Raw genomic sequence first — 17440 nt, forward strand, 5'->3', positions numbered from 1 at the left:
GTTTAAATTAATTTAAAAACAAATAATTGGTTTTGTTGGTCGAGGAATTCGTTTAGTTTTTAATTTCTTTGGATTGTTAGTTTGTATTAAAGTGTCAATTTTTTCAACAGCGAATAAAACTTCGGAATTAATATTTGGATTATTTGAAATGTCTAAATAATGGATATTGTCATGTAAATGAATATTTTCAATTAAATTGTTTGAAAGGACTGTCTTTCTTAGGGTTGATTTATTATCAAAAAAACTATATGAGAAGAGTTTTAATTTATTATTTGACAAATCAATTTCTTCAAAATTAATGGTAGTATTATTTTTTATTTCTTTTTCCTTTATTCCAAAGAACGAATTTTTACTGTTAAAAACATAAAAGTTTCGTAAAGTGTTATCTGTACATCTCAATTTTCTCAATGTCAAAGGTAATTTGCTAAGTGGTATTGTGTCTAAATTATTGTGTGATACATCCAATGCAATAATTTTATACATAGATAAATCAGGAAGTGAGTCTAATTTTTTATAGGATAAATCTAATTTTAGTATGGTATCAGTTTTGCTTAGATTTGATAAAATTTCAGCAACACTTTTCTCTTTTTCTTGTTGAGGTAAATTTGTTTTCATTTGGATTTCCTTTTTACAAGAAATTAAAAATGAAGCGAGTAAAATTAGTACACTTTTCATAATGCCGTTTTGTATATATTTACTTCAAATTTCATTCCAAAACTTATTTCTTCTTCCACTTCTCAAAACCTAAAACACTTGGCTTGATTTCTTTTTGCCATTGATTTCCGTAATTTTTGTTTAAATATTCAAAAACCAATTCATTTTTAGCTTCATATTCTTCAAAATTAGTTGGAGCAATGCAACCAAAATCGTGAAATTGAATATTGTATTTTTTAGCAAAAGCTAAATCTTCTTTTGTGATTACAGAGGCAATTCCGCCTAAAACATAAATCGTTTTGGTGTTCGAATTGATTTCGATTTTAATCGTGTCGTTTTGTTTTTTCTCTTGTGCATGGATTGCAAAGGAGAAAAATAATGCTATGGTTGTTAATTTAAAGTTCATTGTTTTTAATTTTTGATGAAACATCTGAACCTCCCCATTCGACAAGTGTAAAACCTTTTCTTTCGGTTTTTGGAAGTTGTTGTTCGTTAATTTGAGTAAAATTTTCTAAACCATAAAAATCCATATAAATTCTAATTGTAGTTTCTGGTTTTGGATTTACCTTTAAAGTAGCTATTTCATTACATTCTTCATTGATTAAGAAATGAATAAAATTATATTTATTTCGTTCTAATATGTGTAACCAATATTGAATAAATTCATTCGTTTCCTGATTGTTTAAACCAATGTATTCAAGTTTTTCGATGAAAAATTCAGTTAACTTTTCTTTTGGAACAATAAAACCATCTTCATATTTATAATGTGCTGAAGGAAAATCAATGGTTCCGTCCCAAAATAAAGAACTATAATAACGATTGGTTTTCTTGTCAAAGATTTGTCCGTTTGGTTCAGCAATTACTTCCCACTTTTTATCGTATTTAGGAAAAGTAGTTAGTAATTTTCCTTTTAAATCGAGTTTTATATCAATTGCTGTTTTTTCAGTTGGATAAAGATAAATCACTGGTTTTTCCAACATAATTTGTTGGTCGGCTTTGAGATTAACTACAAGATTCTCATTGTTTTCTATTTTAATTTTATGTGATTTAAATTCTAAAAATGAAATTTCTAAAATGTCATTTATTTTAACTTCAATAGAAAATTTCCCATCAAAATCGGCTTGTGTTTCTGCTTTTGAATTTAAATTTTTTATATAGGCTCCAGGTATTGGAAGTTTCTCGCAATCGTAAACTGTTCCAGAAATTTTAAAAACATCGCTTTCGTTTTTTATTGAATTTTCAGGGGAATATTTTTTATATAATTTCTTTAATTCTCGTTTAGAAATATCTTTTGTAGTAATTAGAATGGCACCGTTTTTACCAATTTGTCCATAGATTGCTATTGCCTCTTTATCTTTTAAAACATTTACAGATTCAATATTTTTTGGATCAATTGCATTTAAAATATCTTTATGAACAATTTTTTCGTTTACAACAATTAGAGCTTCATTGTTTGGTTTTTCTTGTCCAAAGGTGGTTATCGTGAATAGATAAAACAGTAGTATTTTTAATGATTCCATTATTTTGTTTTTTTTAAATTTGTTTTAAACCTATTCTTGTTATTTCTTAATCGTAATAATCACAACTCCTTTTTTCCCTTTTTCGCCATAAATCGGAATAGCTCTTTCAGGTTCTAAAATAATGATGGTGTCAATTTTTTGTTTACTCAATGGTGCATATGGACTTGTAGGATTTTCTCCAAATAGTGATTCTTCCGAATATTCAACACCATTTATATAATAAATAGGTTCTTTTAATTCCACCACCGACTCAATTTCATCTGGATTCAAATTATTTAGCGATTTTTTACTCAATTTTCCATCAATAAGTAATAAATCATCATTTGCTACTTTTTTATCTTTTTCTTGGGTTGTCTCTGCCGATTTCATTGTAATATCATAACGTTTTACTTTAGCTAAATAACCTGAATTATTCGTTGTAGCTGAATTAGACATACTATTATTGTAACTAGGAACTAAACTCGTTTTAGCCACTTCTTGAACTTCTTCCATGGCAATTGGAGCAGAAAGAACAACTTCTTTTTTCGATTTGTAATTGATGGTGTCGTTAATTACAATGTTGTTTTGAATTACGATTTGTTGTTGTAAAATTTGTTCCGCTTCTTTTTTAATTTCCGGAGTCGTATTTACAAATCCATTAGCCGATTCTGGTGTTGGAATCGTGTTTTTTGATGAATCAATAGTAGTAACTGTATTTTCAGGAACAACTACATTTTCTTTTTCTTGCAATAAGAAAAGCGTTAATGTTCCTACCAAAATTATCGATGCTGCCACTGCCAATTTTTTCCACAAATGTTTCTCTTTTTGAAGCGTTTGTGTTTCTAGCTTGTCTTCCACTCGAGCCCAAATCTTCTCCATACCTGGAAAGTCTTTTTGCTCGGCGTTTTCGGTAGCTTGTTGTATTTTTTTATATAATTTTTCTTCTGTTCCCATGACTATTTTGCTTTTTGATAATAAAAAGTTCTTACCAATTCTTTTAATTTACTTTTTGCCGCATTCAATTGCGATTTCGATGTGCCTTTGCTAATACCAAGTTGTTCTGCAATTTCTTTGTGTGAATAGCCTTCAATCACAAACAAATTAAAAATCGTTTGGCATCCATCAGGAATATAATTCAGTAAATTGAGCAAATCTTCTTCTTCTAAATCAGTGACTTCATCTGCTAAAGGTTGCGAATTGTAGCTCACATCTTCCAAATACAAATTAAAGTTGATGTTCTTTTTAATTTGTAACAGACAATTGTTTACGGTTATTTTTCGCGCCCAAGCTTCAAAAGCCAAATCTTCTTTTAGTTGATCTATTTTTGTAAATAGGGTAAAAAAAGCATCGGCCAATACTTCTTCTATTTCTTCCTCCTTTTTTAAATACCGTTTGCACAAACGATAAAGTTTTGGCGCCATAATTTCATACACCATGCGTTGCGCTTCGCGGTGTTGTTTTCGGCAGCCTTGTATGTGTTTTACATCCATAAAGTATTTTTTTCAAAAATCAAGTTCAATTTCAACTTCAATGTTCAATTTTTTACTTTTTGTACTTGAACTTGACATTGTACTTGAACTTGACTTCCTTTTTTATATAGAGCAGAAAAGTTGGTAAAAGGTTGGGAAGGAAGTGAAAAAAATTATTTTTTCAATGTTAATTGGTATATTGTAGTTTCTAAAGTCTCCGTATCATTGTCTTCGCACAATAAAAATTCTAATTCGGTTTCTGATTCTTTGTAAAACGTAATGCCTTCAAATTTCTGATGTTCCGATAATAATTGCACATTAATAATTTCAAATGTCGGTGCGTGCATGATTCCTAAAACGGTTCCTAAGACTTCGCCATCTTCATAAGTAGATTCGGTGTTTTCGGCGCAAGCCAAGAAATAAATTTTATCGTTCACTAAAATCGCATCAGTAAAAGTGGTTTCAATATCATCTAACGTTGGAAGTGAAATCGGTACAAATCGAATACCGTCTTCTTGATTGTTTGGAATAATAAAAATGCCATTTTGACTGTTTTTTGAATTTCCTCTTTGGAACAACAACATCGTTTGATGCGCATAAATAGCGCCTTCAATATTCAATTGGTCATCCGAAAACGAACCAACGGTTTTTAAATTTTGGTATAATGCGGTTAAATCTTGCGTTTGTAAAGCATCCGAACCCAAATCTAAAGTAAACATCGTATTACGTTTTTGGGTTGAACCCGAACCTAACATAATTAGTTGATTTCCATATTGGGTAATGCTCTCTAAATCAGGTTTATTTTCTTTTTCAATGTTTTCTCTCGCTTCTTTTACCAATGGAAATTTCAACAAAAGTTTCTTGTCGATGTCGAATTGGTACAAAAAGTTACTCGAATCCGAAATAACAAATAAAACATTTTGGGAATACACCAATCCAGATGCTGAAGAAATGCCTTGTATGGTTACGAAAGTAGTAAGTTTAAAATTTTCCATATTTTTACAAATGCGATTTTTTAAGATTTAAAAATACTAACTTTACCACATTATTACCTATAAAAATGAAAAATATCGAAATTGATCACCTAAAAGTTTCTTCAAATATTAAATTGAGTTCAATTCCAACTCATATGAATGTTAAGGCTTCGAAAAAGAAAAAGGAAAAAGAACTCGATAAAATCAGAATTAAATTAAGTAAATTACAAGATAAACTTTATGCGCACAATAAATATGGTGTGCTTATTTGTTTACAAGGTATGGATACTGCCGGAAAAGATAGTCTTGTTCGTGAAGTATTTAAAGAATTTAATGCACGTGGAGTAGTGGTACATAGTTTTAAAACACCAAACGCAAACGAATTAGAGCATGATTTTCTATGGCGTCATTACATAGCTTTACCAGAAAAAGGCAAATTTTCTGTTTTTAACAGAACACATTATGAAAATGTTTTGGTAACCAGAGTGCATCCTAATTATATTTTAAATGAGAATATTCCAGGTATTACAACTGTAGAAGACATTACAACTGAATTTTGGGAAAATCGTTTTGAAAGTATTAATAATTTTGAAAAACATATTTCTCAAAATGGCATTATCATATTGAAGTTTTTCTTGCATTTAAGCAAAGAAGAACAAAGACACCGCTTGATTAGAAGATTAGAAACTGAAAAACATAATTGGAAATTTTCTCCAAGTGATTTAAACGAAAGGGAATTGTGGGATGAATATCAAAGATGTTATGAAGAAGCAATCAATAAAACATCTAAAGCATATGCTCCTTGGTATATAATTCCAGCAGATAATAAAGAAACAGCTCGATATTTAGTAGCAAAATCAATCTTAGAAGAACTAGAAAAATATACGGATATAAAAGAACCAGAGCTTGAGCAAGAAATAAAAGATAATATTAAAATGTATCGAGATAAACTGGCAAGTGAACAATAAATTTGAAAGAGTCAAGAACAATTTCAAGTTATATGAATAACTAAAATTAAAAACAATAAACTGATACAATGAAAGTATATACGAAAACAGGTGACACCGGAACCACAGCATTATTTGGCGGAACGCGTGTACCCAAACATCATATCCGAATAGAAAGTTATGGAACAGTTGATGAATTAAATTCGCATATCGGATTAATTCGCGACCAAGATATGAGCGATTTATACAAAAAAGTACTAATCGAAGTTCAAGATAGATTATTCACAGTCGGAGCTATTTTAGCCACACCACCCGAAAAAGAAACTCTTAAAAACGGTCAACCACGCTTGCAAAACCTTGGAATTGTGGAATCAGATATTGAATTTTTGGAAAACGAAATCGATACCATGGAAGAAGCGTTACCGCCAATGACACATTTTGTTTTGCCAGGAGGTCATACAACGGTGTCATATTGTCATATTGCACGCTGTGTGTGCCGTAGAGCCGAGCGTTTAGCTGTTCATTTGAATGACATAGAACCGACAGATGAACGTGTAATTAAGTACCTAAACCGACTTTCTGACTATCTTTTTGTGTTGGCACGAAAGTTGTCCCATGATTTGAACGCTGACGAAGTACAATGGATTCCTAGAAAATAGTGTTCAGTAATCAGTTTTAAGTGTTCATTATGTCTGAAAACAGCGATGAAAAGTCATGTTTTGAGTACTTAAAAAAAAACGTTCTTAAATTTTAATAAAAAAAGTAAAAAAAAACTTGCCTTATTGGGTAATAAATTTATTTTTGCATAAACTTAAATCGATAAAAGATGTATTGGACATTAGAATTAGCGTCATACTTAAGTGATGCGCCTTGGCCAGCAACCAAAGATGAACTTATCGACTATGCTATCAGAACTGGAGCTCCATTAGAAGTAGTGGAAAACTTACAATCTATAGAAGACGAAGGAGAAATCTATGAATCAATGGAAGAGATTTGGCCTGATTATCCTACTGACGAAGATTATCTTTGGAATGAGGATGAATATTAAAAAATAAATAAACACAACAGAAACAAGTCTCTTTACTGAGACTTTTTTTGTGGTTATATTTGCAAACCTTTTAGAAAATAAAAAATTATGAGTATCATAAATTCCATATTGAAAGCTTTTGTGGGAGACAAATCGGAGAAAGATGTAAAAGCGATTCAACCACTTATTAACAAAGTAAAATCTTTTGAGAGTGCTTTACAAGCATTGTCTCATGATGAATTGCGTGCTAAAACAGCCGAATTCAAAGCTAAAATTCAACAAGCTCGCGCTGACAAAGACGCTAAAATTGCTTCTTTAAAACAAGACGCAGAACAAACTCAAGACATCGATGCGCGTGAAGATATTTATGCTGAAATCGATAAAATTGAGAAAGAAGCTTATGAGATTTCTGAGAAAGTATTAAACGAAATTCTTCCAGAAGCGTTTGCAGTTGTAAAAGAAACAGCGCGTCGTTTTAAAGATAATACAACGATTACAGTTACTGCTACTCCAAAAGACAGAGAGTTATCAGCAACTAAATCGTATATCACAATTGAAGGTGATAATGCTACTTGGGCAAACTCTTGGAATGCGGCTGGAAAAGCTATCACTTGGGATATGATTCACTACGACGTTCAGTTGATTGGTGGAGTGGTTTTGCATCAAGGTAAAATTGCCGAAATGCAAACAGGTGAAGGAAAAACATTAGTAGCAACATTACCATTATACTTAAATGCTTTAACAGGAAACGGAGTGCATTTAGTAACAGTGAATGACTACTTAGCAAAACGTGATAGTACGTGGAAAGCTCCTTTATTTGAGTTCCATGGTTTAACAGTTGATTGTATTGATAATCACCAACCAAACTCTCCAGAAAGAAGAAAAGCATACGAAGCGGATATTACTTATGGTACTAATAACGAATTTGGCTTCGATTATTTGAGAGATAACATGGCGCATGCTCCAGAAGATTTGGTACAACGCAAACACAATTATGCAATTGTCGATGAGGTTGACTCGGTATTAATTGATGATGCTAGAACGCCATTGATTATTTCTGGTCCAGTGCCGCAAGGAGATCGTCACGAGTTCTTAGAATTAAAGCCAAAAGTTGAAAACTTAGTTACGTTACAACGTAAATTAGCTACAGATTGTTTAACGGAAGCTAAACGTTTATTCAAAGAAGGAAATACTAAAGATGCTGGATTCAACTTATATCGTTCATACAGAGCGTTACCAAAAAGTAAAGCGTTAATTAAATTCTTATCGGAAGAAGGAGTAAAACAATTACTTCAAAAAACAGAGAATTACTACATGCAAGATAACAACAGAGAAATGCCAAAAATCGATGAGGCGTTGTACTTTGTTATCGAAGAAAAAAATAACCAAGTTGAATTAACAGATAACGGAATTCAGTTTTTATCAACCGATACGGATTCTCAATTCTTCGTTTTACCTGATATTGGTTCAGGAATTGCCCAAATCGAAAAAGAAAATTTATCTCCGGAAGAAGCAGCTGAGAAAAAAGAAGAATTATTCCGTGATTTCTCTGTAAAATCTGAACGTATTCATACGTTAACGCAGTTATTAAAAGCGTATACGTTATTCGAAAAAGATACAGAATACGTTATCATGGACAATAAAGTAATGATTGTAGATGAGCAAACAGGACGTATCATGGATGGTCGTCGTTACTCGGATGGTTTACACCAAGCAATCGAAGCTAAAGAAAACGTAAAAATTGAAGCAGCAACGCAAACTTTTGCAACAATTACGTTACAGAATTATTTCCGTATGTATAATAAGTTGGGAGGTATGACGGGAACAGCTTCAACCGAAGCAGGAGAGTTCTGGGAAATCTACAAATTAGATGTAGTAGAAATTCCAACTAACCGTCCAATTGCTCGTAAAGATAAAGACGATTTAATTTATAGAACTGTTCGTGAGAAATTCAACGCTGTTATCGAAGATGTAGTACAATTATCAAATGCAGGAAGACCGGTATTGATTGGAACAACTTCAGTAGAGATTTCGGAATTATTAAGCCGAATGTTGAAATTAAGAGGTATTCAACACAATGTATTGAATGCTAAAATGCACAAAAGCGAGGCTGAAATTGTAGCAGAAGCAGGTAAGCCTGGAGTAGTTACGATTGCAACCAACATGGCAGGTCGTGGTACCGATATTAAATTATCTGATGAAGTTAAAAAAGCAGGTGGTTTAGCTATTATCGGAACAGAACGTCATGATTCACGTCGTGTTGACCGTCAGTTACGTGGTCGTGCGGGTCGTCAAGGAGATGTGGGTAGTTCGCAATTCTATGTTTCTTTGGAAGATAACTTAATGCGTTTATTCGGTTCAGAAAGAGTAGCGAAAGTTATGGATAGAATTGGTCTGAAAGAAGGAGAAGTGATTCAACATTCGATGATGACAAAATCTATCGAAAGAGCGCAGAAAAAAGTAGAAGAAAATAACTTTGGTGTTCGTAAACGTTTGTTAGAATACGACGACGTAATGAATGCACAAAGAGAAGTAGTATACAAAAGAAGACGTCACGCTTTGCACGGAGAACGTTTGAAAGTGGATATTGCGAACATGATGTACGATACGTGCGAATTAGTTGTTGAGCAAAACAAACTAGCAGATGATTTCAAAAACTTCGAGTTTGAATTGATTCGTTACTTCTCAATCAGTGCACCAGTTACACCAGCGGAATTTGCAAAATTATCAGCAAGAGAAATTACTGGAAAAACATATAAAGCAGTTTTAGCTCATTATGAGGAAAAAATTGCGAGAGATGCTCGTGAAGCGTATCCAATCATCAAAAATGTGTACGAAAACAATAATGGTCAGTACCAAAGAATTATTGTGCCTTTCTCTGACGGAATCAAATCATTAAATGTGGTTACCGATTTAGAAAAAGCATATACTTCAGAAGGACGTTCGTTAGTGGCAGATTTCGAGAAAAACATCACATTAGCAATTGTGGATGAAGCTTGGAAAAAACACTTACGTAAAATGGACGAATTGAAACAATCGGTTCAGTTAGCGGTTCACGAACAAAAAGATCCTTTATTGATTTACAAATTTGAAGCGTTCAACTTGTTCAAGAAAATGATTGACGATGTGAATAAAGAAGTAATTTCGTTCTTGTTCAAAGGTGATTTACCTTCTCATAATACATCGGAAATTCAGGAAGCTAAGCAAGTGCAACAAAAAGAAAACTATACTGAATCTAAAGAAGATTTAGATAGCGAAGATACAGCAGCACAAGCAAGAAGAGCCGGAGAAATGGCAAGTCAAAGACCTCAAGTAACGGAAACAATTACTAGAGAAATGCCAAAAATCAATCGTAATGACACTGTTACTATCAAACACGTAATGAGTGGCAAAAGCGAAACCATGAAATACAAAAAAGCAGAAAGCATGATTGCTTCTGGCGAATGGGTTTTGGTTAACGAATAATCAAAAACACATAAAAATAAACTAATCCTCAATTGCTAAAAGTAGTTGGGGATTTTTTATCTTTGGTAAAATTATAAATCTCCCAAAATGAAATCTAAATTCCTATTTGTCGTATTATTTCTTTTTCAAACTATTGCTGTTTTAGCACAAGATATGGCTTCATTAAAAACGGAAGCTTTAAAATCATACAAAGCGAGTGTAAATATGAATTTTGACGATATTTTCGCTACTACCTATCCAAAAGTGTTTGATATTATTCCGCAAGACCAAATGAAAAAAATGTTTGGTCAAATGATGGAAAATGAACAATTTTCAATAAAGTTAGTGGAAGTAGAGCCTAATTTTTCATTTGGCGAAATCAAAAAAATAGAAGGAAAATCGTTTTGTATGGTAACGTACAATAACGTAATGACGATGAAATTCAAACAACCAATGGATGATGCAGAATCTATGGTAGATATTTTCAGATCGTCTATGGAAGCAGATAAAGTTACCTATGATAAGTTAACCAATACATTCCGTATCGAAATGCGTTCTACACTAATCGCAGTTGCGGATGATTTGACAAAAAACCAATGGAAATTTTTAAATAAAGACAAAGAAAACAAAATGTTTTCGATGTTATTTGATGCAAAAATTTTAAAAGCTTTAGGATTGTAATATGAACGAAAATAATATCACTTACACCGAATTTTTCAACCAAGTTAGAGCGAGTATTGCGAATGGCACATTTGCTAAATTAACGCTAGCCAAAACCGTTGGAAAACCCGAATTACAAAATATTTACGTAAAAACTATCGTAGAAGACAACATCTTAAAATTGTCGATGACGTATAAAATTTACACGACTGAAAAGCAAGAATTGGTAAAAATTTGTAAATTAGACGATTTAGAAGCAGAGTTAATTCCGCACATCAATAATCCATTTTTATCTGCTCTGTTATTTACTACCGAAGCCGATATTACCATGAAATTAAATAAAAAACGCGTGGCAAGTATTATCGAACAACCGCCAACGTTTAAAAATGCAGATGCAAATTTATTGGAGTTTTTGAATAGATAATTATAGTTAAATAATAGAATTCTTATGAAGTGTTATTCTATAATTTTATTGTTGTTTTGTTCTTTTTTTTCTCATGGGCAAGTAAATTCTGCAAATATTAAAATTGATAGCATTACTTCGTTACATCTTGTTAGAGAAAAATTTAATCCTGAAATAAATAAACTCGAGATAAAGAACGGTTTTGTTTTAGGAATTAATGATTCTCCTTTATTCGGTTCTGATGGTGAAATTCCAAAATATAAATTGATTAAAGCTACACTTAAAATTAAAGATAAAAGTTATAATTTACAAGTTGACAATATGTATAATCCTTGGACAGGAGATCAATTAAATGTTAATTTTTTTAAAATAATTCATAGTGGAGAAAATCATCATCTTCTCAAATGTATCTTTTCTGATGGAGCAGGAACTTATGCTGCACAATGGTTAATTGAATGGAATTCAAGCATTAGAGATATTATTACAAAAGATGAATTAATTATTGAATCATATTTTCAAAAATAAGAGAAATTCTGTGTCAATATTCTTTATAATCTATTCCCCATCCGGAAAAATTTTCCCAGGATTCAACACATTATTGGGGTCAAAAATCGCTTTGATGCGTTCCATTAATTCCAAATGTACTTTTGAAAAGGCAATATCCATGTAGTTTTTTTGTACTAAACCAATACCGTGTTCGCCAGAAAGTGTTCCTTTTAAACCAACCGTCAATTCAAAAATCTCGCGAATACCTTTTGGAACTTCAGTTTTCCAATTGTCATCGCTCATGTTACCTTTGATGATGTTAACGTGTAAATTACCATCGCCCGCATGGCCATAACACACGGATTGAAACCCATATTTTGCTCCAATTTCTTTGATACCTTTTAATAGTTTTGGTAATTCATATCTTGGTACAACCGTATCTTCTTCTTTATAAATCGAATTCGCTTTTACTGCTTCTGCCACAGAACGACGCATTTTCCAAAGTGCATTTTTTTGTTCTTCGGTATCAGCAAACAAAACTTCGTCGATTTCAAATTGTTCTACGACTGCTAAAATTTGTTCAGCTTCTTGCATCAAAATTTCTGGGTAATTTCCATCTACTTCAATCAACAAATGCGCTTGAACGATCTCTTTTACTTTCACATTTAAACCATCGACAAATTTCAATGTCCAATCAATCGCATCGCGTTCCATAAACTCTAAAGCACTTGGTACAATTCCGGCTCTAAAAATGGCTGAAACCGCTTCACACGCTTGTTCCGCTTTATAAAACGGAACCAAAAGCAATACGTTATGTTTGTTTTGAGGTAATAATTTCAATACAATTTTAGTTACGATTCCCAAAGTTCCTTCGCTACCCACCATCAATTGGGTAATGTTGTAACCAGTCGAATTTTTCAAGGTATTCGCACCTGTCCAAATGATATCGCCTGTTGGTAAAACTACTTCTAAATTTAAGACATAATCTTTGGTAACACCATATTTCAAAGCTCTCGCACCACCCGAATTTTCTGCAATATTTCCACCAATAAAACAACTTCCCATGCTACTTGGATCTACAGGATAAAACAAGCTTTTTTCAGCAACAGCTTCACGTAAAACTTGTGTAATTACGCCAGGTTCGGTAGTAACTTGTAAATTTTGCTCGTCAATTTCAATAATTTGATTAAATCTCTCCATCGAAATCGCAATACCACCATAAATCGATAAAGCACCACCACTCAAACCAGTACGCGCACCAATCGGAGTTGTGGGAATTTTATAAGTGTTGGAAACTTTTAAAATTTGCGCCACTTCTTCCGTATTCGCAGGTTTTACCACAACATGAGGTGGAAAACTCAAATCTTCCGTTTCATCATGTCCATACGCTTTTCGAGTAGCCTCATCAGTAAAAATATAAGCCGAACCTACAATGTTTTCAAGCGCCAGTATTATTTCAGGATTCATAGTGTAAAATTGAAAAGTAAAGATATTAAAAACTACTTAAAACCCAATACCAAATAGCAATAGTAATCAACGACAATGGAATTCCAATCCCAATCATCATACTACTTAATTTCGGTTTTAATCCGTAGTTAGAGGCTAAAATCGCACCCGTAATCATCGGCGCCATGGCAGATTCCATAATAGAAACATCAATTTCTAAACCTTTTCCGTTTAATACGATTTTGTATAGCAAAAAGAAAAAAGCGGGCATTAAAATCAATTTGAAAAGTAAGCCTAAAGTTAGAAAACGCCAATGTTTGCTTCGCGTATCAATTTTTAATTGCAATCCAACAGCTACTAAAGCAACTGGAGTTACGGTGTTTCCAATTCTTAAAAACGAGTTTTGTAATGCTTCTGGAAATTCTAAAGTGAATATGGTACAGAGAAGAGCAATCGTAAACGCAATAAAAGGTGGGAATTTTACAATTTTTAATACGATTTCAGAAGTACTTAAATTTCCTCTTGAAAAACTAGCTGCAACTAATATTCCTAAGGTAGTTACTACTACGAATGAACCAGGTTGGTCTACGATAATGGCAGTTTTCAATCCTTCAGATCCAAATAAAGCTTCAATGATGGGAAATCCTACGAATGAAGTATTGCTCAATCCACCAGTCAAAATCAAACAACCAATTAACTTTTTTGACCATTTGAAATAGGTTCCCAACGCATAGAAAAATACGAACGATAATCCGAAACCTAACCATGCAATTCCTAAAGGATAAAGCAGAGCCAATGAAATAGTGATTTTCGGAATATAATACAACGCCATAGCCGGAAGCGAAACGTAAATCACGTATTGATTCAAACTTTGATAGGCGTTTTTAGGAAATTGCGGCACTTTTTGAAGCGCAACGCCTAAAATCAAACATAAAAATAAAAGAATGATGTTTTCCATATGTCGAAAATCGAGAATACAAAGGTAATTAAACCTTGAGATTTCGATGTTTCATATTCCTACATTTTTTGTATTTTTACACAAAGCAAAACTCTTTTGAAAACACCTAATAAAAAATCGGCACTTTCAGAAATTCACGGCGTTGCCCAACCCGAAACTTTGAGTGCGGTTGTCGCACATCAAATTCAACAATTCCGAAGAAAACAACCTTCGGCAGAAGAATTAATTGCTGGAATTTTAAATGGTGATAAAACCGCTTTGAGTCGCGCTATTACTTTGGTTGAAAGTACGAATCCTGAACATTTAGCCAAAGCGAATGAAGTGATAAAAGGTTGTTTGCCACATGCAAATAACTCTGTTCGTATAGGAATTACGGGTGTTCCTGGTGTTGGAAAAAGTACATTTATTGAAGCTTTTGGAAAATATCTAACTTCTATCGGAAAGAAAGTGGCTGTTTTAGCTGTTGACCCAAGTTCTTCTATTAGTCACGGAAGTATTTTGGGCGATAAAACCCGAATGGAAGAATTGGTAAAAGATGAAAATGCTTATATCCGACCAAGTGCTTCGGGCGATACGTTAGGTGGCGTTGCTAGGAAAACGCGTGAAACTATTATTTTGTGTGAAGCTTGTGGTTTCGATACGATAATTATTGAAACCGTTGGAGTAGGACAAAGCGAAACGGCTGTTCACAGTATGGTTGATTTCTTTTTGTTGCTTAAAATTTCAGGTGCTGGTGATGAATTACAAGGCATCAAACGCGGCATCATGGAAATGGCAGACACTATCGTAATCAATAAAGCCGATGGCGATAATGTTGCGAAAGCCAAATTAGCGAAAACCGAATTCAATAGAGCGTTACATTTATTTCCAGCCAAATCTTCAGGTTGGATTCCGAAAGTGACGACTTGTAGTGCTTATGAGAAAACAGGAATTGATGCGATTTGGGACATTATTTCCGAATATTTTGAATTGGTAAAAGCAAATCATTATTTCGAAGAAAAACGTCAAAATCAAAACCAATTTTGGATGATGGAAACGATTAATGAACAATTGAAATCACATTTTTATAATCATCCGAATATCATTCAATTATTAGAAGAAAATAAAAAAGCCGTGCAAAACAATGAAATTTCACCTTTTGCAGCGGCTATGAGTTTGTTGGAACAGTATTTTAATAATGACAGGTAGGGATCAAGTCGCGACTTGTCCCTACGTAATCATAATCAAAGATTATTCTTGCTCGTAACGTTCAATTTCTCTATCGTAGAATTCCCCAGCAATGGTAATTAAATGTTCCATTTCTGATTCTAATTCTTTTTCGTCTTCTTCTTCAATATCTTCTAAAAATTCTACTTCGTCATCTTTTAAATTGATTACGAATCGTGGATATTCTAAATGGATTACGAAAATATCTTCTGGAAAATCGGTATTATCTCCGATAACAAATTTTGGTAAGTTCATGTTTTTAAATTTAGTTGAGACAAGTCAATGGCTTGTCTGTACGTTATTAATTTTTAATCAATTTTTTCGTTAAGTAATTAAAGCGAATATACAAAAATATCGCTGCAGCTGTTAATCCGGCCAAAAGTCCAATCCAAACGCCAACGGCTTTTAATTCGGTTTCTAATCCTAAGTAAATCGATATTGGAAAACCAATTACCCAATATGCTACAAAGGTTATATACATTGGAATTTTCGCATCTTGCAAACCACGAAGTGCACCTAAAACCACCACTTGCAAGCCATCGGAAATTTGAAAAACAGCCGCTACTAAAAGTAAGTTAGCCGAAATTGCGATTACTTCTAAGTTTTCGGTTAGGTTTTTAAAATCGTTAATATCTACGAAAATATAGGGTAAACTCGTATGTAATAGTACAAATAACAAGGCGAAAACTACTTCAATTATTATCGTTAATAAGAAGATGGAAATTGCAACTTTTCGTAAGGTAACATAATCTTCTAATCCTTTTTGGTTTCCAATACGAATCATAGCTGTAACGCTCAATCCCATGGCAAACATAAAGGTTAACGAAGCCAAACTCAACGCAATTTGGTTTGCAGCTTGACTTGTAGTTCCAATCATTCCACATAACCAAATGGCTCCTGTAAATAAAGCGACTTCAAAGAACATTTGCATAGCAGAAGGCATTCCAATTTTAATGATTTTTTGGTTGACTTCTTTTTTAATTTCTTTCAAGCTAAATCCTTTAAAATACGGATGAAATTTTGGTTTTAAATTCATCATATAATGCATAAAACCTAACATCACAAAACGAGAAGCGATAGTTCCTACGGCAGCTCCAACGATGCCCCATTTTGGGAAGATCCAAATTCCGTAAATTAAAAAATAGTTGATAACTACATTGGTAATATTTCCAATGATAGTAGCCCACATGGAATATTTAGTTTCGCTCAAACCATCAGCAAACTGTTTGTAAGCTTGGTACATAATTAACGGAATCAACGAAAAACCAACAATATCTAAATACGGTTTTGCCATATCCACTACAGCTTCCGGTTGCCCCATGTATGCAATAAGTGGTTTCGAAAAGAAAATTAAGGTAAATAAAGCGACACCCAAAATCGTACACAAATACAACCCATGATGAAAAGCCGAACGACCACCAGCTACATCATTTTTTCCATCAGATTCGGCTACTAAAGGTGTAATGGCTGTTGAAAATCCAATTCCTAATGACATGGCAATGAAGACAAAACTGTTTCCTAATGAAACCGCCGCTAATTCTGTTGGACCTAATTTTCCGACCATGATGTTATCCACAATTCCCACAATGGTATGACCTAACATTCCTAAAATAATAGGGTAGGCGAGTTTTAAGTTTTGTGAAAATTCTTTTGTGTAGTCGGAAAAAGTCATTTTGGCAATTTTGAGCAAAGGTAGTTATTTTGAAAAAGATTTTTCAATAATAAAATATTACTTAATGAACTTGATTACTAGAAATTTTCTCTTCAAGAAATGAGTAAATATCATTTGTGTCATGAAAAGTAAATTGTTTTCCCTTTGTGAATTTATTTGGATGAGAATTTTCTATATCCGATACAAAAATTGTTTTTAAAGTAAATAGACTTTTTGAATTTGGTTTTTTAGTTTCAAAATAAGAAACTGAACCATATCCATTTCCAATTGTATCGTAAATTCTAAATGTTTTAATTTCAGAATATTTCAATTCTTTTCTGCTAAATGGAACTTTTCGTATTATAGAATCATTAGTTAATATTATTTTAGATTTTATAATAAAAAATATTATATAAGGTGATAATAAAATAAAGGGTAAAGTGAAAAAAGATATTTTCCAATATCCATCTTTAATTAAAGTATATGCAAAAATTGAAGCAATTACCGATACTGCAAGTCCAATGATAGTCCAAAAAAGTGTGACAAATGATTTTACATTTACTGCCGAATATATCTTTATTACATTATTCATTTATGCAATTGAGGATTGAAAGTA

Annotated in this window: 19 protein-coding genes; 8 read left to right on the forward strand and 11 right to left on the reverse strand. The window is 32.7% G+C overall.

Annotation, left to right across the window (positions count from 1 at the left end; translation table 11 throughout):
- Window positions 1-12: 12 nt before the first annotated feature.
- The 6 genes from BP92_RS0102390 to BP92_RS0102415 form a co-directional block, all read right to left on the reverse strand.
- Window positions 13-615, reverse strand: a complete 603-nt coding sequence (locus BP92_RS0102390) for a leucine-rich repeat domain-containing protein (protein WP_150111849.1) — start codon at window positions 613-615, stop codon at window positions 13-15.
- Window positions 616-718: 103 nt separating this feature from the next.
- Window positions 719-1060: an FEKKY domain-containing protein gene (locus BP92_RS0102395; protein ID WP_150111850.1), complete on the reverse strand. Its 342-nt coding sequence runs from the start codon at window positions 1058-1060 to the stop codon at window positions 719-721.
- Window positions 1050-2174, reverse strand: coding sequence for a carboxypeptidase-like regulatory domain-containing protein (locus BP92_RS16645; RefSeq protein WP_051604358.1), 1125 nt, complete (start codon window positions 2172-2174; stop codon window positions 1050-1052). Before BP92_RS16645 ends, BP92_RS0102395 begins: the two co-directional genes overlap by 11 nt.
- Before the next feature lie 39 nt (window positions 2175-2213).
- Window positions 2214-3107 carry a hypothetical protein gene (locus BP92_RS0102405; RefSeq protein ID WP_026724581.1) on the reverse strand — a complete coding sequence of 298 codons (894 nt, stop codon included), beginning with the start codon at window positions 3105-3107 and terminating at the stop codon, window positions 2214-2216.
- A gap of 2 nt (window positions 3108-3109) precedes the next feature.
- Window positions 3110-3643 (reverse strand): RNA polymerase sigma factor, encoded by a 534-nt coding sequence (locus tag BP92_RS0102410; RefSeq protein WP_026724582.1) that lies wholly within the window; start codon window positions 3641-3643, stop codon window positions 3110-3112.
- A 152-nt stretch (window positions 3644-3795) separates the two neighbouring features.
- Window positions 3796-4617, reverse strand: a complete 822-nt coding sequence (locus tag BP92_RS0102415) for a DUF6929 family protein (protein WP_026724583.1) — start codon at window positions 4615-4617, stop codon at window positions 3796-3798.
- A gap of 65 nt (window positions 4618-4682) precedes the next feature.
- Between BP92_RS0102415 and BP92_RS0102420 the strand changes: the two genes are divergently transcribed.
- From BP92_RS0102420 to BP92_RS0102450, 7 genes are all read left to right on the forward strand, one after another.
- Window positions 4683-5564, forward strand: a complete 882-nt coding sequence (locus tag BP92_RS0102420; protein WP_026724584.1) for a PPK2 family polyphosphate kinase — start codon at window positions 4683-4685, stop codon at window positions 5562-5564.
- A gap of 68 nt (window positions 5565-5632) precedes the next feature.
- Complete coding sequence (locus tag BP92_RS0102425) at window positions 5633-6202, forward strand: cob(I)yrinic acid a,c-diamide adenosyltransferase (protein ID WP_026724585.1); 570 nt, start codon at window positions 5633-5635, stop codon at window positions 6200-6202.
- 167 nt (window positions 6203-6369) lie between these two features.
- Entirely contained in the window at window positions 6370-6591 is a 222-nt protein-coding gene (locus BP92_RS0102430; RefSeq protein WP_002986941.1) for a DUF2795 domain-containing protein, read from the forward strand.
- Window positions 6592-6678: 87 nt separating this feature from the next.
- Window positions 6679-10035: a preprotein translocase subunit SecA gene (secA, locus tag BP92_RS0102435; RefSeq protein ID WP_026724586.1), complete on the forward strand. Its 3357-nt coding sequence runs from the start codon at window positions 6679-6681 to the stop codon at window positions 10033-10035.
- An 87-nt stretch (window positions 10036-10122) separates the two neighbouring features.
- Window positions 10123-10695: a hypothetical protein gene (locus BP92_RS0102440; protein WP_026724587.1), complete on the forward strand. Its 573-nt coding sequence runs from the start codon at window positions 10123-10125 to the stop codon at window positions 10693-10695.
- A gap of 1 nt (window position 10696) precedes the next feature.
- Entirely contained in the window at window positions 10697-11098 is a 402-nt protein-coding gene (locus tag BP92_RS0102445) for a hypothetical protein (protein WP_026724588.1), read from the forward strand.
- A 24-nt stretch (window positions 11099-11122) separates the two neighbouring features.
- The gene (locus BP92_RS0102450) at window positions 11123-11602 is read left to right on the forward strand and encodes a hypothetical protein (RefSeq protein ID WP_026724589.1); all 480 of its coding nucleotides are present in this window, start codon (window positions 11123-11125) and stop codon (window positions 11600-11602) included.
- Between the two features lie 30 nt (window positions 11603-11632).
- On the opposite strand, the gene BP92_RS0102455 is transcribed toward BP92_RS0102450, so the two are convergent.
- Both BP92_RS0102455 and BP92_RS0102460 read right to left on the reverse strand, forming a co-directional pair.
- Complete coding sequence (locus tag BP92_RS0102455; protein WP_026724590.1) at window positions 11633-13030, reverse strand: FAD-binding oxidoreductase; 1398 nt, start codon at window positions 13028-13030, stop codon at window positions 11633-11635.
- A 25-nt stretch (window positions 13031-13055) separates the two neighbouring features.
- A complete protein-coding gene (locus BP92_RS0102460) occupies window positions 13056-13967 on the reverse strand; it encodes an AEC family transporter (protein ID WP_026724591.1) in 912 nt (303 codons plus the stop codon).
- Between the two features lie 96 nt (window positions 13968-14063).
- Here BP92_RS0102460 and meaB point away from each other — a divergent pair, with 96 nt between their 5' ends.
- The gene (meaB, locus tag BP92_RS0102465; protein WP_026724592.1) at window positions 14064-15155 is read left to right on the forward strand and encodes a methylmalonyl Co-A mutase-associated GTPase MeaB; all 1092 of its coding nucleotides are present in this window, start codon (window positions 14064-14066) and stop codon (window positions 15153-15155) included.
- A 42-nt stretch (window positions 15156-15197) separates the two neighbouring features.
- Here the strand turns inward: meaB and BP92_RS0102470 are convergent, their stop codons facing one another.
- The 3 genes from BP92_RS0102470 to BP92_RS0102480 all read right to left on the reverse strand — a co-directional run bounded on the left by BP92_RS0102470 (window position 15198) and on the right by BP92_RS0102480 (window position 17416).
- Window positions 15198-15428 carry a hypothetical protein gene (locus tag BP92_RS0102470; protein WP_008253940.1) on the reverse strand — a complete coding sequence of 77 codons (231 nt, stop codon included), beginning with the start codon at window positions 15426-15428 and terminating at the stop codon, window positions 15198-15200.
- A 46-nt stretch (window positions 15429-15474) separates the two neighbouring features.
- Window positions 15475-16845, reverse strand: a complete 1371-nt coding sequence (locus BP92_RS0102475; protein WP_026724593.1) for an MATE family efflux transporter — start codon at window positions 16843-16845, stop codon at window positions 15475-15477.
- Between the two features lie 61 nt (window positions 16846-16906).
- Window positions 16907-17416, reverse strand: a complete 510-nt coding sequence (locus tag BP92_RS0102480; RefSeq protein ID WP_026724594.1) for a hypothetical protein — start codon at window positions 17414-17416, stop codon at window positions 16907-16909.
- Between the last annotated feature and the right edge of the window lie 24 nt (window positions 17417-17440).

This window comes from Flavobacterium sasangense DSM 21067 (assembly GCF_000686885.1).
GTDB lineage: Bacteria > Bacteroidota > Bacteroidia > Flavobacteriales > Flavobacteriaceae > Flavobacterium > Flavobacterium sasangense.

Bases quoted from the DNA above. Each gene is read 5' to 3' on its own strand.
- BP92_RS0102390 (WP_150111849.1), bottom strand. From the start codon at position 615: ATGAAAACAAATTTACCTCAACAAGAAAAAGAGAAAAGTGTTGCTGAA.
- BP92_RS0102415 (WP_026724583.1), bottom strand. From the start codon at position 4,617: ATGGAAAATTTTAAACTTACTACTTTCGTAACCATACAAGGCATTTCT.
- BP92_RS0102460 (WP_026724591.1), bottom strand. From the start codon at position 13,967: ATGGAAAACATCATTCTTTTATTTTTATGTTTGATTTTAGGCGTTGCG.
- BP92_RS0102425 (WP_026724585.1), top strand. From the start codon at position 5,633: ATGAAAGTATATACGAAAACAGGTGACACCGGAACCACAGCATTATTT.
- BP92_RS0102430 (WP_002986941.1), top strand. From the start codon at position 6,370: ATGTATTGGACATTAGAATTAGCGTCATACTTAAGTGATGCGCCTTGG.
- BP92_RS0102440 (WP_026724587.1), top strand. From the start codon at position 10,123: ATGAAATCTAAATTCCTATTTGTCGTATTATTTCTTTTTCAAACTATT.
- BP92_RS0102445 (WP_026724588.1), top strand. From the start codon at position 10,697: ATGAACGAAAATAATATCACTTACACCGAATTTTTCAACCAAGTTAGA.
- BP92_RS0102480 (WP_026724594.1), bottom strand. From the start codon at position 17,416: ATGAATAATGTAATAAAGATATATTCGGCAGTAAATGTAAAATCATTT.
- BP92_RS0102420 (WP_026724584.1), top strand. From the start codon at position 4,683: ATGAAAAATATCGAAATTGATCACCTAAAAGTTTCTTCAAATATTAAA.
- BP92_RS16645 (WP_051604358.1), bottom strand. From the start codon at position 2,174: ATGGAATCATTAAAAATACTACTGTTTTATCTATTCACGATAACCACC.
- secA (WP_026724586.1), top strand. From the start codon at position 6,679: ATGAGTATCATAAATTCCATATTGAAAGCTTTTGTGGGAGACAAATCG.
- BP92_RS0102475 (WP_026724593.1), bottom strand. From the start codon at position 16,845: ATGACTTTTTCCGACTACACAAAAGAATTTTCACAAAACTTAAAACTC.
- BP92_RS0102450 (WP_026724589.1), top strand. From the start codon at position 11,123: ATGAAGTGTTATTCTATAATTTTATTGTTGTTTTGTTCTTTTTTTTCT.
- BP92_RS0102405 (WP_026724581.1), bottom strand. From the start codon at position 3,107: ATGGGAACAGAAGAAAAATTATATAAAAAAATACAACAAGCTACCGAA.
- BP92_RS0102395 (WP_150111850.1), bottom strand. From the start codon at position 1,060: ATGAACTTTAAATTAACAACCATAGCATTATTTTTCTCCTTTGCAATC.
- BP92_RS0102410 (WP_026724582.1), bottom strand. From the start codon at position 3,643: ATGGATGTAAAACACATACAAGGCTGCCGAAAACAACACCGCGAAGCG.
- BP92_RS0102455 (WP_026724590.1), bottom strand. From the start codon at position 13,030: ATGAATCCTGAAATAATACTGGCGCTTGAAAACATTGTAGGTTCGGCT.
- BP92_RS0102470 (WP_008253940.1), bottom strand. From the start codon at position 15,428: ATGAACTTACCAAAATTTGTTATCGGAGATAATACCGATTTTCCAGAA.